Raw genomic sequence first — 14,426 nt, 5'->3', positions numbered from 1 at the left:
TTTTATTACAATACCCATCTCACCTTTATTCGTATCCATCTTCTCAATAAGTTTATAAGCTATTAAAGCTATATCCTCAGCCTTATTTACAAATTCATCGTGTGTCTTTACTTCATTTAATTTTTCTCTTGCCATTTTCTCTCCTTTTAATTTGATTTTCGATTATGTAATAATTATTTATCTTTCGATAAACAGTCGATAAAGGAACTCCACTAACTTCACTTATTAATCTTGGAGTTACATCAGCACTATTTTTCAAAAGAACTAAAACTGCACCATAAATCTTTAAATCCGTTAAATTTCTCATACCCGCCCACCTACCACTGATTGAAAGATTTTATTTATTACTTTTCTTGAAATTTCAGCCCTTGGAGTTATATATCTTTGAGTTACTTCAATTGAAGTATGTCCTAATGTATAACTTACTTCTTCAATAGAAAATCCTAATGTATTAATTGAATATGTAGCTATTAAATGTCTTATATCGTGAATTCTCATAGGTTTATTTATTCTTGCAAGTTTTAAAAGTTTTTTAAATGACTTCCTTATGTCTTTTATTTTTTTGCAAGTAACTGGAGAAGGAAAAACATATTTAGAAGTAGGACAATTTAGATATTTTATGTTTTCTTGGGTTAAAAATACCTCTTTTAAAATATCAGTCATCTGATAAGCCATATTTTTTCTGGCTTTATTAATCGGAGCTTTTATATAATAAAGATTATTTTCAAAATCTATATCTTCCCAAGTAAGACTTAATACTTCATTTAATCTTCTCCCGTGAAGTAAAGTTATAAAAATTCCTCTTTGTTGAGGATATGGAAAAGTTAAAACTGCTTTTATAAATCTTTTAATCTCTTCATCAGTTAACTTAAATTCTATTCTATTATCAAACTTCGGTATAATAACATCTGAAAAAGGATTTTTGGTAGTGTATTCGTTTCTTATTGCATAACGATATAAAACTTTAAAAATATCAACTATGTTTTTTATGGTTTTTGGTTTTAAGCCTTTTTCTATTAGTTCATTTACAAATGATTGAGCGTCTTTATATCTAAAATCGATAAAGTCTAAATTTCCATACTTAGACCTAAAATGTTTTTTATAATAGCCGATTTTTGTATAAAGGGTTTTTTCACTCATTGTGTGTTTCATAACATCACAATATTCATCAAATAAATCGTTAAAGGTTTTTGGATGGCTAATATTTTTTGTTATTATATTTCCTCATTAAATATTAATGATTTTGGATTTTATCATAAAATATTTATGAATGTCAATAAAAGTTAATGAAAATGGAAAAATTAACTATTACCCAATTAGCAAAAAGATTAAATATTACTGATACAACTTGGAGAAATTGGAAAAAAACTAAACCCGAACTTGTTAAACTTGTGGAACTTGGTCTTAAAGCAGAGGAGAGTATTGCTAAAAGTGGTAATATTAAATTAGAAAATATAAAAATTAATGGCAGTGTTTCAAATGTTAATATTGGTAATCACAATAAGATTATGATTAATAACCAAGATATCTGTGTAGAACTTTGCAAAGAACTTGCAGAACTTCCAAAAGATAAACAAAAAAAACTATTCCATAAATTTATGGGAATGATTTTAGATGAAAAGGATAAAAAATGAAAAAAATAATTTTTCTATTATTTTTATTGAAATCTTTATTAGCATTATCTATTAACGATATTAAAGGTAATTATGTATGTAAAGCCAAATATGAAAATAAATCACTAACTGGAAAAACAATCACTAAAATAAAAAGAAACATACAAATAAAAAATAATAAATTTTATATGAAAGAATATATAAATATAGACATATGTCCTAAAAGTTTTATAATAATAGGACCTTATAAATGTTATCCTCAATATAGAGGAACTATAATAATAGAAGGTAAATATAAATTTAAAAATAATAGATTAATATCAACTGCATTAGAAAGAAAAACAATTATAAAAGATGATTTGGATTTTAAAAGAAAATATGAACATAAACAATATTATGATAGATGCAGTCAATCAGGACTTGAAAAAATGTGTTATAAATCAAAAAATATTTTTGAAAAACAATGGAACAAAAAAGCTAAACAAATAAGAGGATATAAAAAAGAAGATATTATTTTAATTTATAAAGATACTCCTTTATTTTTTAAAGATAAACTATGGAATTTAGATTTTGAATGCGATGAAAAATTATAATTTAATATTCTAATATTTTTTTTCTAACTTTTTGTCTTCTTTTCCTATTATATAAATTATATAAAGAGAAGTTCCTATTCCTATAATTGCTACTAAGAAAGTAAATATTAAGTATCCCATTATAACTCCTCTAATTTACCGGTTTCTTTTTTAAGATTGATTATATCAACCGTTTTAATTCTTCACACTCGAAAATATAGTTTTTACAATTTTTTGAATTTTTTATAATTATTTCGTAATCTCTGTGAGAACCAATCCACGCAAATATAGCAATTTCAGGAGAACAAGTAAGATAACAAAGTATTCTGTATTGAGTGTTTGGAATTGTAAGCGATATTAAATCATCTTTTCCACATTTGATTTTGTGAGGTCTTAATTTATAGTGAAATCTATCTTCTTTAAATAATTCTTTTGTTTTTTGATAATCTTCTTTTGAAATTACTTTAAACTTTATTAATGCTTTTAATAACTTTTTAAATTTTTTAGTCTCTTTTATCTCTAACATCTTTTAACTCATACATTGAAAGATTAAATATTAACATTGTTAAAGCTTCATATAACTTTTCAAATAAAGGTCTTATACTTTTTGGAAATTTACTCAAATTTAATTCAAGAAATAATTTCATTTCTATTAATTCATCTTCTAATCTTTCAAACTCTTTGTCATTTACAATATTTTCAATATTTTCATTTAAATATCTTACTAACTTTTCTATCTTCTGAGCTTTATTTTCTAACTCTTTTGTAGAAATAGAATTTTTGACATTTTTATAATTAATAACTATATTTTCTATAAACTGATTAAAAAGAGAAATAAAATCAAAATCACTAAAAGTAGGTTTTATTGCAATAGCCATTTTTTCCCTCTTTTTTTAAGGCTATTATACCATACTTTAAACCAATCATCCTCATAACCCGGAGGTCGTGGGTTCAAATCCCACCCCCGCAACCAAAATTTGTAATTATTTGGTGTCAATGAATTTATCTCAACAAAGGCTCCTCTTGAAAAAAGTCGTAGTATTCTTCGGTAAAGGCGGTAGCAACTTTATAAACATTCTTAAAAATCAAACAAATTTTAAAGTAGTTCTTGGAATAACAAATGAAGAAAACTCATCGGCATTATCATATGATAAATTACCTCCAATATTTATTTCAAAAGACTATAAAAAAATTTTAGAAAAATTAAAAGAAATAAATCCCGATTTAATAGTTTTAGCGGGATATATGAGAATAATACCCAAAGAAATAATAAAAGAGTTTAAAAGAAAAATAATAAATCTTCACCCAAGTATATTACCAGAATTTAAAGGACTTAATGCTGATAAAAAATCATTTGAGGCAAAAAAAGCGTGTGGTATTACAATTCATTATGCGGATGAAGAACTTGACAGTGGAGATATAATATTCCAATATCACATTAATCCATATAAATATAAAACATTTGAAGAATATCATAAAGCGTTAAAAAAAGCGGAACATACTTTTTTACCAAAAGTCATCGAAAGGTTTTGGGATTAATTCTCTAAAATTATAATCTTCATCAACATACTTATCAAAAATATGTAATTTATCTGTTAAAATAGGGACCCTTAAGAAAACGGGACCCTTAAAATAATAAAAAATACCAATAAAAATTAAATAATAAAAAAAATCAACAATCCTTATTTTTTCTATCATATTCATCGTGATCAAGTAAAAATCTAAATTCACAAATATTATCAATACAGGTCATTAAAATTCTATATTGAGTATTAATAACTCTAATAGAATAACGAAACTTATCTTTTTTACATATTATATGCTTATAATTTAATCTTGTATCAAGATAATTTGATTTGAAAATTTCAATGGTTAAATCAACTTTTTCTTTTAACTGTTTATTATTTTTCGTAAGTTTTTTATAATCTCTCTCAAAAGATTTTGAAAAAATTACTTGCAAGAAGCTGTCTTTAATTTTTCAATATCCCTGTAACTCTCAAGAGTAGAAATTCTGTCTTCAAGCTGAAGCGTTAGAGTATAAATATCATCAATTAAATTAAATAATTCATCATTTTTATTATTTTTCAAAAAATTTAAAATATTTTTTAAATTTTCTTTTTGTAAATCCAAAATTTCATATAAATGCTTTAAATCAGTATTCTCATCAATAAATTTAAAATTATAATTTTCAATCTGTTTATTTAATTCATCAATATTTTTTTGAAGTTCTTGTTTTAAAAACTTAAACTGTAAAATTATTTTTTTTATAAGTTCAGGATTATTTAAAATCAATTTATAAAAATCAACAAAATCAAAAAAATTTACAGGCATTATCATAATACTCATTTTAGTCCTTTATCACTATTCACAATATTATATCAAAATAAATATATTTTACTGTTCACAAAATTTATAACCCGGAGGTTATGGGTTCAAATTCCATTCCCGCCACCAAATTTTACAAATATTTGGTGGCAATGAGTTTGTGTCAATAAAGGGTCCTCTTGAAAAAAAGTCGTAATGTTCTTTGGTAAAGGCGGTAGTTCATAAATATAAAACATTTGAAGAATACCATAAAGCGTTAAAAAAAGCAGAGCATACTTTTTTAGCAAAAGTCATTGAAAGGTTTTGGGATTAATACCATATTCTTTCAAGATAAAGGCCGTTTGGGGGGGCTAAATGTTTGTTTATAACTTTTTCTTTTCTAAGCTGAGTTTTTAAATCTTCAATGTTTAGTTTTTGTTCGTTTATTTTTAATAAAAAATCTACAATTATTCTTATTTGTCCTCTTAAAAATCCGTTTCCGCTTATTTTAACAATCCATAAGTTTTTATAGGGAAAAATTTTTGCTTCGAATATTTCCCTGATGTAATTGTTTACTTCGCTTCCGGTCTTTGCAAAATATTCAAAATCATGTTTTCCTTTTAATATATTAAGAGCCTCGTTTAAAAGATGAAAATTTATTTTTTTATCGTAAAATGTGGTGTAATCTGCCGTATGGGGTGAAAAAGAAGGATTTAATATATATCTGTAACTTCTTTTTTTAGTATCAAATCTTGGGTTAAAGTTATCGTTTGTAAGCTTTATTTTTTTTATGTGAATATATGGATGCAACATTTTATTTAATGAAATAGTGAGCTTATAAATATCCCAAAAACTTGGAATGTAAAAAGAGATAACCTGATTTAAGGCATGAACTCCACTATCTGTTCTTCCTGCATGTTGAATTTTGGAATTTATGTTTATTTTTTTTAATGCTTTTTGAATTTCTCCCTGCACTGTTTTTTTATCGGGTTGAATTTGCATGCCATGAAATTTGCTTCCATCATAAGAGATTATAGCTAAAACTTTCTTTTCCATATGTAGGTAATTCCTCCTAAAATAAAAAATATTATAGGTATTATAATTGATATTATAAGATTTTTATTGGCAAAAGCTAAGGATATGTAAATAGATGTGAGCATTAGAGAGTATAAAATATGTCTGTCTTTATGAAGTCTTGGGTGAAAAAATCCAAATATCGGAATAAATAGAAAAAGACTTATCGGAATTAGGGCTATAGGAAAATATTTTGTGAATATTTTTTTATTTTGGGAAAAATAATCTTTTATATTAAATAAAGAGAGGGTTGTTTTTGGAATTTTTTTATTTATTTTCATATTTTCGAACGTTACTTTGTAATTTTTTTCAATATCGTATAGCTTACCATGGCGTATAGTAAATTTTATAAAACCGTTTTTGTTATTCAGGTTAGCAGAAGAGGCTAAAATAAAATTATTGTTTTTTTTGTTAAAGAGATATATATTACTGAAATTTTTTTGGGAATTTTGAGTAGCAAAAACATACCATTCCCCAAATTGCTGAGAAATCTGTTTTGACTGAAGGTTAAATTTAGCTTCTTGTTTTTTTTGATTTTTAAGATTTTGATATGCGCTTTTTGAGTATGGTATTGATATAAAAAGAATTATTAAATTAATAAAAGTAATCAATAAAGCGCTAAAAAAAAAGGGTTTTAGGATTTTTTTAGGAGAAATTCCAAGGGATAAAAGAGCTACTAATTCCTGGGTTTCGCTTATTTTTGCAAGAGTATTGCTTGAGGCGATTATAAAAGAAATGGAAAGTGCTATAAATACAACCTGAGGAAATTTTAAAAAATAGAGTTTTAAAAGGTCAGTGAAGTTAATTTGTATATCAGCAGTTACGTTTGATATGGAGATGATAAAAATTAAAGAGACAATGGCTGTGATTATTCCAAATAGAGTTGTGAAAGACTTAAAAAAAGATAAAAAGAGATATTTTGACAGTTTATCCATACAGACGGCTCCATAAATTCAGGAAGAAATCGTCAAAATACCATGTTATGAATGTTCCTAAGGCTAAAAAAGGAATAAAAGGAAGTTCTAAATCGCTGTTTTTTATTCTATTGTAAAGAGAAGGGAAGATTGCTATTAATGAAGCTATAAATACGGCTATAACGGCAAGTTTAGTTCCAAGCATAGCACCCATCGTTCCGGCGACTATAATATCTCCTTCTCCCATAGCTTCCCTTTTAATAAGATAACTTATATAAAATCTAATCAAACTCATTCCACCCATAAGAATAAGAGCGTTTTTTAAATTTTCCAAAATATCAGGAGATGAAAAAAAGGCAAGTGTTAAAGCAAGCAGGTTGAGACTATCAGGTACCGCTTTGTAATCCAGGTCTATAACGCTTAAAGCCAGCAGTGTTGCGAAGATGGCAAAATTAATTATAAAAAAGAGGTCTATATGATGGAATTTTGTGTATACCAAAACAGCGAGCAGACCCGTTAAAAACTCTATTAAAGGATATCTTAAAGATATTTTTTCCTTGCAATAAGCACATTTTCCTTTTAGAAAAAACCAACTCAAAAGAGGAATATTGTGCCATGGTTTTAATCTGTTGTTGCATTTTGGACAGCTGCTCGGGGGAAAAGCGATATTTTTTTCCCGGGGTATTCTGTAAATTATTACGTTTAAAAAACTTCCTATACAAATTCCTATTATAAATACCAAAATAATTTCAATCATTAAATCCCTCCAAATCTTCTTTCTCTTTTATGAAAATCTTTTATAATATTTTCAAGTTCTTCTGAGGTAAAATCTGGCCATAAAGTCTCCGTAAAAAACATTTCCGCATACGCTATCTGCCACAAAAGAAAATTACTGACTCTTATTTCTCCGCTTGTTCGTATCAGTAAATCCACGTCTGTGCTTATATCAAGGTTTTTTTGGATGTTTTCAGGCGTAATTTCTTCTTTATTTTCAATTGTTTTTTTAACTGCTCTTGTTATTTCGTCTCTGCTTCCGTAGTTAAGGGCAAGTACCTGAGTCAGTTTTCTAAAATCTTTAGTAACTTCTTTTGTATATTCTATTCTTTTTCTCAGAGCCGGGGAAAATTTACTTATATCTCCTATAACGTCGAATTTTACTTCATTTTTTATATAGGTGGGCAGTTCTTTTTTCAGCCAGTTGTCAAGTAGCCTCATTAAAAAATCGACTTCCATTTTGGGTCTTTTCCAGTTTTCGGTTGAAAAAGCATAAAGAGTTAATATTTCTATTTCGGGGTTGTTTGCACAGTAAGTGGTTATCTCTTTTACAACTTCTGCACCTTTTTTGTGTCCTTCCGTTCTTTTAAGGCCTCTTTTTTTGGCCCATCTTCCGTTTCCGTCCATAATAATTGCCAAGTGCATATTTATACCTTTAAATCAAGTAAAGAGTTTTTAAACTCGTACAGGGGTTTTGGTTCTTTTAAAATTGTCTTTATTTCCAGCTCTATCTCTTTTTTATGATGTTTTATAAGTTCTATTACGTTTTTATAAGGAGAAATTATAACGGCTTTGTAAGAAAATATTTCTCCTTCTATTTCTCCTAGGTTTGAAAATACTGAATAAAATGATACCTTATTTTTCGTATATTTATACTGCATAAGAGACTTTTTATTATTTTCTTTTATACTCAGATGATATATTTCTTTTTCCAGTGCCAGCAAAAGATTTGCAAAAAACATAAATTCGTTTTTGTCTTTTGAAATTGAAAGATGTTTTAAAATTTCCTTTTTATTATAATGTTTAAAACCTTCGGGGATATTTGTTTTTTCAAGAATTTCCATAAGTTTGGGAAGTTCTTTTAAATTGGTTATCTGAATTCTGTTTTTAAACTCTTTTATCTGCGCGAGATATTTTTTGCCTACTTCTAAAGGAATATAGCTTTTTGTTTCTGTTTCCCTGTTTCCGAGTTTTATCAGGTACGTAATGGGGTTTATTTCTTTTTTTATTTCAACTTTTACCGGTAGTGTTGCGTTAAATTCCGTTGGTGTGTTTAATCTGTTAAGGGTTTTTAAAACTTTTCCTACTTTAGATATGTTTAACGGCATCCGCTATCCTAAAAGCTATATTTTCTTTACTGTCTTGAGGAAATTTTTCCGTTTTTTCTTTTGTGATAAAAATTATCTCGTTTTCATCGCTTCCGAAATCGTTTCTTGTAAGAAGGTTTAGACATACGGCGTCTAGATTTTTCTTTTTTAAGGACTGTTTTGCGTATCTGAGCGCATTTTTTTCATCTCTTTCGGCTTTAAACCCTATGCGTTTAAATTTTTTCTTTTTAAGAGATTCCAATATGTCTATATTTTTTTCCATCTTAAGTATCATTTTTTCGCCTATTTGTTCTTTTTTTATTTTTCCGGGCGTATATTTCGGTTTAAAATCGGCAATGGCGGCTGCCATTATTAGATAATCAGGATTTTCTTTTAATATCGCTTTTAAATAATCTTCGGTGCTTTGGACTTTTATCTGTTTTATTTCTTTGCTTAAATTATGTTCTTTACTTGATATAAGCGTTACATCCGCTCCTTTGATATAAAAAGCTTTTGCCAGAGCTTCTCCCATTTTTCCGCTGGAAAAGTTGCTTATAAATCTTACGTCGTCTATTTTTTCTATACTTCCCCCGGCAGTTACCGCTACTTTTTTTCCTTTCCAGAACTCTTCTTTATTTACTTCACGCAATGCCCTTAAAAATATTTCTTCAGGTTCGACCATTTTTCCAATACCTTCATCTCCGCAGGCTAAAAGTCCCGCATTTGCTTCTATAATGTTTAGTTTTTTAAAACTGCTCTGGGTTGTCGGGTGAATATACATATGGGTGTTTGCAGCCGGTGCGAAAAGGACCGGGGCTTTTGTAGCAAGATATGTTTGAAGCAAAAGATTATCCGCTATTCCGTTTGCAGCTTTGTTTATCGTATTTGCGGTGGCGGGGGCTATAATATAAATATCCGCCCATTTGGCGTAATCTATATGATTGAGCTCTCCTGCCCAGTTTTCGTTTTTTTCTATTAATACTTTATTTCTTGTAAGGGCTTCGAATGTAAGGGGAGTTATGAATTTTGAGGCCGCTTTGCTCATAACAACCCTTACTTCATCTCCTCTTTTTATAAAAAGCCTTATAAGCTCGCAGGTTTTATAAATAGCGATACTTCCCGTTACTCCTATTAATACTTTCAATCTCTTCTCCCGAAAAATTTGTAATAAAAATCTTTAATAATTTTTAGAGGAGCTCTGCTTATTGCGAGTTCTCCTTTTTTTACGTCTTTATTTACGGTGCTTCCGGCCGCTATTATTACATCGTCTTCAATAATAACGGGAGCGATAAGCTGAGTGTCGCTGCCGACAAATACGTTTTTTCCTATTTTTGTTTTATATTTTGCTTTTCCGTCGTAATTACATGTAATTGTACCGGCTCCTATATTTGTTCCTTCTTCTATTTCACTATCTCCTAGATAACTCAGATGTCCGGCTTTTACGCCTTTTAGTTTAGAAGCTTTTACTTCTACGAAATTTCCTATGTGCGTATCTATAAGTTCGCTTTTTGGTCTTATTCTGGCCATAGGACCGACTCCTGAATTTTTAATAACGGCGCTTTCAATAACGCTTAAGGGTCTTATTTCGCTTTCTATTATAGTCGAATCCTTAATAACGCATCCGCTATGGACTTCGCATTCTCCTAAAAAGGTGGTGTTTGCATCTATGAAAATGGTATTTGGCAGATGCATAATAACGCCTTCTTGCATCCAAAACTCTTTTATTCTTTTACACATAATCTCTTCTGCATAAGCTAAATCTTTTTTTGAATTTATCCCCCTGAAGTTTTCTTCATCCACTTCTATAGCCTCTATTTCCAAACCGTCTTTTACCGCCATTTCTATAATGTCTGTTAGATAATACTCTTTTTGAGCGTTTTGGTTTGAGAGTTTTGGCAGATATTTTTCAAGGACTTCTTTTTTAAACAGGTATACGCCGGCATTTACGTAAGGAATTTTCAGTTCTTCTTCGTTGGCGTCTTTTTGTTCTACTATTTTTTTAACTTTTCCGTTTTTTATAACTACTCTTCCGTATCCCTCAGGATTATCAAGTTTCATAACGCTCATAACGATATCGGCGTTTTTGCTTTCGAATTTTTTAAGCTCTTCGGCTTTAATAAGTGGCATATCCCCGTTTAAAACTAAGATTTTGTCTTCTTTAAAAGAAACTTCTTTTAACGCTCCGCCCGTTCCTGGAAAATTTTTCAGGTCCTGTTTAATGATATTTACAGGATATTTTGATACAATACTTTTAACAGTTTCGAATTGATGATTTAATATAACGTCGAGATGAGGAGTCAGTTTTAAAGATTCTTCAATTATATATTCTATCATCGGTTTGTTACATAAAGTATGAATGACTTTTGCCGATTTGCTTTTCATACGAGTGCCTTTACCGGCGGCTAATATAACTATTTGCATAGTTTATCCTTTTTTTACAAAATTATACCAAAAGGAAGTTAATGGATTTAGCAACAGTCATAGGAATAGTCGGGGCTCTTGGTCTGATTATTGCCGCAATGGCTATGGGGGTTGGAATTGGTCCTTATATTGACGTTCAATCTGTTTTAATTGTTGTATTGGGGTCTATTATGACTCTTTTTATTGGTAATAAAATGGAAATGATGACGAAATTTGCCAAGGTGTTTATGATAGCCGTAAAACCTACTTATCAGCCAAATTATGAAGAACTGATAAAAAAACTTGTAGATTACGCTACGCAAGCAAGACGGGATGGAATTTTGTCTCTTGAACAGGCGGCAACTAACGAAGAAGATGAATTTTTGAAAAAAGGACTTTCAATGGCCGTTGACGGAAACGAACCCGATACTATAAGGGAACTTTTAGAAATTGATATCGAACAAACGGATGCAAGACATAAAAAAATGGCGGCTATTTTTGATAACTGGGCAGGGCTTGCCGGGGCGATGGGGATGATTGGAACGCTTGTCGGACTTGTTGCTATGCTTCTTAACATGTCAGACCCTTCAGCTATCGGTCCGGCGATGGCGGTTGCGCTTTTGACGACTCTTTACGGGGCGATGATAGGTAATATTTTCGGAACACCAATTGCTAATAAGCTCGGTCTGAGAAACGATGATGAAATTTTGGCAAAAACTATGATAATAGAAGGAATTATGTCCATTCAGGCAGGAGACAATCCAAGAACGCTTGAAGCAAAACTGCTTAGTTTCTTACCTCCTAGTGAGAGAAAATCCCAATTTGAATAGGTGAAAAATGGCTAAAAAATGTAAATGCGAATGTCCTAAATGTATGCCCGGATGGTTGGCTACATTTGGGGATTTAATGAGTCTTCTTTTATGTTTTTTCGTTTTGCTGCTTTCTATGTCCACAATGGATGCCAAAAAAGTTAAAGAAGCCATAGGTTCTTTAGCAGGGGCTTTAAGTGTTCTTGAGGGGGGAACTCAGACTGAAGTAAGCCGTGAGAGAATACAAAAAGCCACCCCTATTCAAAAAACGGAAGAAACATCCGAAACCGTAAACAGACTCTCAAGCGCTATTGCTGAATTTAAACAGTTTACGGCGGGAGGAAAAGGGCCGGCGATTGTGTTGGAAGAAGGGGAAGAAGGCTTTTTTATAAGACTTCCGGCGGATATTACGTTTCCTCCCGGAAGCGCTCAGATAACCAATGAAGATGCTTTACTGTTTTTAAAAAGAATAGCTCTTATTATAAAAGAATATCTTCCTAAAAATGTTGAAATACAGGTAAGAGGGTATACGGATAACACGCCTCCGCCTAAAAATTCGCCTTATGCCGATAACTGGGAACTTAGTGCCGCTAGGGCTTTAAGTGTGCTTAAGATTTTAATAAAAGACGGGGTAAATCCGAAACAGCTGAGTGCAGCAGCATACGGGGAGTATCATCCTGTGGCTTCCAATGCAACGCCTGAGGGAAGAGCAAAAAACAGAAGGGTTGAGATATGGTTTTTTGCAAAGAAAAATCAGGAAAAAATACAAAAATCCGTTTTGGATAAAACAGGAAAATGAAAAAAGTTTTAGTTCTTTTGCTGCCGTTTGTAGTTTTTGCGGCGGCCCCTCAAATACCTACCGTTAATCTCTCTTTAAGCGCGCCGGAAAGTCCGAAACAGCTTGTAACGGCTTTAAATGTAGCTGTTTTAATGACTTTTTTGGTGTTGGCTCCAAGTATCGTTCTTGTTATGACCTCTTTTGTAAGGCTGTTGGTGGTTTTTGGTTTTTTAAGGCAGGCTATGGGAACTCCTCAGTCTCCTCCTACGACGCTTTTGGTTTCTTTGGCTTTGGTTCTTACCTTTTTTATTATGGAGCCTTATGCAAAGCAGGCGTATGATAACGGAATAAAGCCTTATATGGAAGAAAAAATAGGATATGAAGAGGCTTTTAATAGAGCCGTTAAACCTTTTAAAAAGTTTATGTTAAAAAATACCCGCGAAAAAGATTTGGCTCTTTTTTTTAGAATAAGAAAGCTGCCAAATCCAAAAACAATAGACGATGTGCCTCTTAGCATTTTGGTGCCTGCTTTTATGATAAGTGAGCTGAAAACGGCTTTTGAAATAGGTTTTTTGTTGTTTTTGCCTTTTTTGGTTATAGATATGGTGGTCAGTTCTATTCTTATGAGTTTAGGTATGATGATGCTGCCTCCCGTTATGATATCATTACCTTTTAAAATATTGGTGTTTGTACTGGTTGACGGGTGGAATTTGATTATTTTAGGACTTGTGCGGAGTTTTAAATAGTTTAAAGGAGAAATATGATTTGCAGTAGTTTTGGAAAATGCGGAAGCTGTGTTTTATGGGAAATACCTTATAAAAAACAGCTTGAGATAAAAAAAGAACGTTTAAAAGAGATGTTCGGCGGTTTTGATATTCCTGAAATTGAAGTTGTTTACGGCAGTGACGAACATTTTAGAGCTCGTGCGGAGTTTAGGATTTGGCATGAAGGCGATAAAAGCTTTTATGCTATGAAAAAAAGAAAAGAAGAAGGACGAGGGGTTATTCCTATTGAAGAGTGTAAAATAGTTGATAAAGCTATATATGAGATTATGACCCCTCTTTTAAAGGAGATAGAAAAAAACGAAAATTTAAGATTTAAGCTTTATGAAATTGATTTTTTAAGCAATTCAAAGGGCGAGCTTATCGTTACGCTTATTTACCATAAAAAGGTGGATGAAAGCATTGCCGAAGATATTAAAAAATTAAAAGACAAGTTTCAAGATGTGGATTTTATTGTAAGGAAAAAGGGAAGAAAGTTAGTTTTTGATAAAAATTATCTTATAGAAGAATTAAATATAAACGGAAAAACTTATAAATATAAGATAATAGAAAATACTTTTTCACAGCCTAACAGAGAAATGAACCAAAAGATGATTGAATGGGCCCTTAAAAATTCAAAGCATTTAAAAGGGGATTTGGTTGAGCTGTATTGCGGGAACGGAAACTTTACAATACCTCTTAGTGAAAATTTCAATAAAGTAATAGCCACCGAAATAAATAAAGAATCTATTGAAGCGGCTACATATAACGCCGATATTAATGACAGAAACAATATTACTTTTTTGGCTATGAGTGCCGCTGAGTTTTCGCAGTTAAAAAAAGAAAATTCACCTCTTTTAGCTTCTTATGATTTAAAAAATGTTCTTATAGACCCTCCAAGGGCGGGACTTGATAGTAAATCAAGAGAATTTGTAAACGAATTTGACAATATTATTTATATTTCATGTAATCCCGAAACTTTAAAAAGAGATTTGGAAACCCTGGCAAAAAACAGAAAAATAAAAGCGTTTGCTTTTTTTGACCAGTTTCCTTATACAAATCATATGGAATGCGGGGTAGTCCTTGAGAGATGATAGAGTTTAAAGATATAGTGGGTGAA

19 protein-coding genes are annotated in these 14,426 nt (G+C 30.5%); 7 read left to right on the top strand and 12 right to left on the bottom strand.

Translation table 11 applies throughout. The annotated features are described in order from the left end of the window. Nucleotides 1-112 precede the first annotated feature (112 nt). On the bottom strand, nt 113-307 hold the full coding sequence (locus tag ACXJH6_RS04960; protein WP_456470658.1) for a hypothetical protein: 195 nt from the start codon (nt 305-307) through the stop codon (nt 113-115). Then, nucleotides 304-1,203, bottom strand: coding sequence for a tyrosine-type recombinase/integrase (locus ACXJH6_RS04955; RefSeq protein ID WP_456470659.1), 900 nt, complete (start codon nt 1,201-1,203; stop codon nt 304-306). Before ACXJH6_RS04955 ends, ACXJH6_RS04960 begins: the two co-directional genes overlap by 4 nt. Nucleotides 1,204-1,292: 89 nt before the next feature. Between ACXJH6_RS04955 and ACXJH6_RS04950 the strand changes: the two genes are divergently transcribed. Further along, nucleotides 1,293-1,634, top strand: coding sequence for a hypothetical protein (locus tag ACXJH6_RS04950; protein WP_456470657.1), 342 nt, complete (start codon nt 1,293-1,295; stop codon nt 1,632-1,634). Next, on the top strand, nt 1,631-2,206 hold the full coding sequence (locus ACXJH6_RS04945; RefSeq protein ID WP_456470656.1) for a hypothetical protein: 576 nt from the start codon (nt 1,631-1,633) through the stop codon (nt 2,204-2,206). The genes ACXJH6_RS04950 and ACXJH6_RS04945 overlap by 4 nt, the downstream gene beginning before the upstream one ends. Nucleotides 2,207-2,366: 160 nt before the next feature. Here ACXJH6_RS04945 and ACXJH6_RS04940 read toward each other — a convergent pair whose 3' ends face one another. Together ACXJH6_RS04940 and ACXJH6_RS04935 are read right to left on the bottom strand one after the other, a co-directional pair. After that, a complete protein-coding gene (locus ACXJH6_RS04940; RefSeq protein ID WP_456470655.1) occupies nt 2,367-2,711 on the bottom strand; it encodes a hypothetical protein in 345 nt (114 codons plus the stop codon). Beyond that, a complete protein-coding gene (locus ACXJH6_RS04935) occupies nt 2,689-3,063 on the bottom strand; it encodes a hypothetical protein (RefSeq protein WP_456470654.1) in 375 nt (124 codons plus the stop codon). Before ACXJH6_RS04935 ends, ACXJH6_RS04940 begins: the two co-directional genes overlap by 23 nt. Before the next feature lie 145 nt (nt 3,064-3,208). Between ACXJH6_RS04935 and ACXJH6_RS04930 the strand changes: the two genes are divergently transcribed. Continuing rightward, a complete protein-coding gene (locus ACXJH6_RS04930) occupies nt 3,209-3,724 on the top strand; it encodes a formyltransferase family protein (RefSeq protein WP_456470653.1) in 516 nt (171 codons plus the stop codon). Nucleotides 3,725-4,135: 411 nt separating this feature from the next. On the opposite strand, the gene ACXJH6_RS04925 is transcribed toward ACXJH6_RS04930, so the two are convergent. The 8 genes from ACXJH6_RS04925 to glmU all read right to left on the bottom strand — a co-directional run bounded on the left by ACXJH6_RS04925 (nt 4,136) and on the right by glmU (nt 10,979). After that, the gene (locus ACXJH6_RS04925) at nt 4,136-4,531 is read right to left on the bottom strand and encodes a hypothetical protein (RefSeq protein WP_456470652.1); all 396 of its coding nucleotides are present in this window, start codon (nt 4,529-4,531) and stop codon (nt 4,136-4,138) included. A gap of 288 nt (nt 4,532-4,819) precedes the next feature. Then, nucleotides 4,820-5,545: a tRNA pseudouridine(38-40) synthase TruA gene (truA, locus tag ACXJH6_RS04920; RefSeq protein ID WP_456470651.1), complete on the bottom strand. Its 726-nt coding sequence runs from the start codon at nt 5,543-5,545 to the stop codon at nt 4,820-4,822. Beyond that, nucleotides 5,527-6,498: an LptF/LptG family permease gene (locus tag ACXJH6_RS04915; protein ID WP_456470650.1), complete on the bottom strand. Its 972-nt coding sequence runs from the start codon at nt 6,496-6,498 to the stop codon at nt 5,527-5,529. Before ACXJH6_RS04915 ends, truA begins: the two co-directional genes overlap by 19 nt. After that, nucleotides 6,491-7,234: a prepilin peptidase gene (locus tag ACXJH6_RS04910; protein WP_456470649.1), complete on the bottom strand. Its 744-nt coding sequence runs from the start codon at nt 7,232-7,234 to the stop codon at nt 6,491-6,493. The genes ACXJH6_RS04915 and ACXJH6_RS04910 overlap by 8 nt, the downstream gene beginning before the upstream one ends. Then, nucleotides 7,234-7,896, bottom strand: coding sequence for a di-trans,poly-cis-decaprenylcistransferase (locus ACXJH6_RS04905; protein WP_456470648.1), 663 nt, complete (start codon nt 7,894-7,896; stop codon nt 7,234-7,236). Before ACXJH6_RS04905 ends, ACXJH6_RS04910 begins: the two co-directional genes overlap by 1 nt. A 2-nt stretch (nt 7,897-7,898) precedes the next feature. Next, nucleotides 7,899-8,579: a hypothetical protein gene (locus tag ACXJH6_RS04900; protein WP_456470647.1), complete on the bottom strand. Its 681-nt coding sequence runs from the start codon at nt 8,577-8,579 to the stop codon at nt 7,899-7,901. Continuing rightward, the gene (coaBC, locus tag ACXJH6_RS04895; RefSeq protein WP_456470646.1) at nt 8,560-9,702 is read right to left on the bottom strand and encodes a bifunctional phosphopantothenoylcysteine decarboxylase/phosphopantothenate--cysteine ligase CoaBC; all 1,143 of its coding nucleotides are present in this window, start codon (nt 9,700-9,702) and stop codon (nt 8,560-8,562) included. Before coaBC ends, ACXJH6_RS04900 begins: the two co-directional genes overlap by 20 nt. Further along, nucleotides 9,699-10,979: a bifunctional UDP-N-acetylglucosamine diphosphorylase/glucosamine-1-phosphate N-acetyltransferase GlmU gene (glmU, locus tag ACXJH6_RS04890; protein WP_456470645.1), complete on the bottom strand. Its 1,281-nt coding sequence runs from the start codon at nt 10,977-10,979 to the stop codon at nt 9,699-9,701. The genes coaBC and glmU overlap by 4 nt, the downstream gene beginning before the upstream one ends. A gap of 41 nt (nt 10,980-11,020) precedes the next feature. Here glmU and ACXJH6_RS04885 point away from each other — a divergent pair, with 41 nt between their 5' ends. The 4 genes from ACXJH6_RS04885 to trmA are packed head-to-tail and all read left to right on the top strand — an operon-like array spanning nt 11,021 to nt 14,400. Continuing rightward, nucleotides 11,021-11,788, top strand: a complete 768-nt coding sequence (locus ACXJH6_RS04885) for a motility protein A (RefSeq protein WP_456470644.1) — start codon at nt 11,021-11,023, stop codon at nt 11,786-11,788. A gap of 7 nt (nt 11,789-11,795) precedes the next feature. Next, on the top strand, nt 11,796-12,566 hold the full coding sequence (locus ACXJH6_RS04880) for an OmpA family protein (protein ID WP_456470643.1): 771 nt from the start codon (nt 11,796-11,798) through the stop codon (nt 12,564-12,566). Beyond that, nucleotides 12,563-13,291, top strand: a complete 729-nt coding sequence (gene fliP, locus ACXJH6_RS04875; protein WP_456470642.1) for a flagellar type III secretion system pore protein FliP — start codon at nt 12,563-12,565, stop codon at nt 13,289-13,291. Before ACXJH6_RS04880 ends, fliP begins: the two co-directional genes overlap by 4 nt. Before the next feature lie 14 nt (nt 13,292-13,305). Continuing rightward, on the top strand, nt 13,306-14,400 hold the full coding sequence (gene trmA, locus ACXJH6_RS04870) for a tRNA (uridine(54)-C5)-methyltransferase TrmA (protein ID WP_456470641.1): 1,095 nt from the start codon (nt 13,306-13,308) through the stop codon (nt 14,398-14,400). The last annotated feature ends 26 nt before the right edge of the window (nt 14,401-14,426 follow it).

This window comes from Caminibacter sp. (assembly GCF_053999135.1).
Note: the sequence above shows the minus strand (reverse complement) of the source record. Positions and strands in the feature narration are given on the sequence as shown.

Coding starts and splice junctions, on each gene's coding strand:
- ACXJH6_RS04940 (WP_456470655.1), bottom strand. CDS start 2,711: ATGTTAGAGATAAAAGAGACTAAAAAATTTAAAAAGTTATTAAAAGCA.
- ACXJH6_RS04905 (WP_456470648.1), bottom strand. CDS start 7,896: ATGCACTTGGCAATTATTATGGACGGAAACGGAAGATGGGCCAAAAAA.
- ACXJH6_RS04945 (WP_456470656.1), top strand. CDS start 1,631: ATGAAAAAAATAATTTTTCTATTATTTTTATTGAAATCTTTATTAGCA.
- ACXJH6_RS04915 (WP_456470650.1), bottom strand. CDS start 6,498: ATGGATAAACTGTCAAAATATCTCTTTTTATCTTTTTTTAAGTCTTTC.
- truA (WP_456470651.1), bottom strand. CDS start 5,545: ATGGAAAAGAAAGTTTTAGCTATAATCTCTTATGATGGAAGCAAATTT.
- ACXJH6_RS04925 (WP_456470652.1), bottom strand. CDS start 4,531: ATGAGTATTATGATAATGCCTGTAAATTTTTTTGATTTTGTTGATTTT.
- ACXJH6_RS04885 (WP_456470644.1), top strand. CDS start 11,021: ATGGATTTAGCAACAGTCATAGGAATAGTCGGGGCTCTTGGTCTGATT.
- ACXJH6_RS04935 (WP_456470654.1), bottom strand. CDS start 3,063: ATGGCTATTGCAATAAAACCTACTTTTAGTGATTTTGATTTTATTTCT.
- ACXJH6_RS04960 (WP_456470658.1), bottom strand. CDS start 307: ATGAGAAATTTAACGGATTTAAAGATTTATGGTGCAGTTTTAGTTCTT.
- trmA (WP_456470641.1), top strand. CDS start 13,306: ATGATTTGCAGTAGTTTTGGAAAATGCGGAAGCTGTGTTTTATGGGAA.
- glmU (WP_456470645.1), bottom strand. CDS start 10,979: ATGCAAATAGTTATATTAGCCGCCGGTAAAGGCACTCGTATGAAAAGC.
- ACXJH6_RS04950 (WP_456470657.1), top strand. CDS start 1,293: ATGGAAAAATTAACTATTACCCAATTAGCAAAAAGATTAAATATTACT.
- ACXJH6_RS04910 (WP_456470649.1), bottom strand. CDS start 7,234: ATGATTGAAATTATTTTGGTATTTATAATAGGAATTTGTATAGGAAGT.
- ACXJH6_RS04900 (WP_456470647.1), bottom strand. CDS start 8,579: ATGCCGTTAAACATATCTAAAGTAGGAAAAGTTTTAAAAACCCTTAAC.
- ACXJH6_RS04880 (WP_456470643.1), top strand. CDS start 11,796: ATGGCTAAAAAATGTAAATGCGAATGTCCTAAATGTATGCCCGGATGG.
- fliP (WP_456470642.1), top strand. CDS start 12,563: ATGAAAAAAGTTTTAGTTCTTTTGCTGCCGTTTGTAGTTTTTGCGGCG.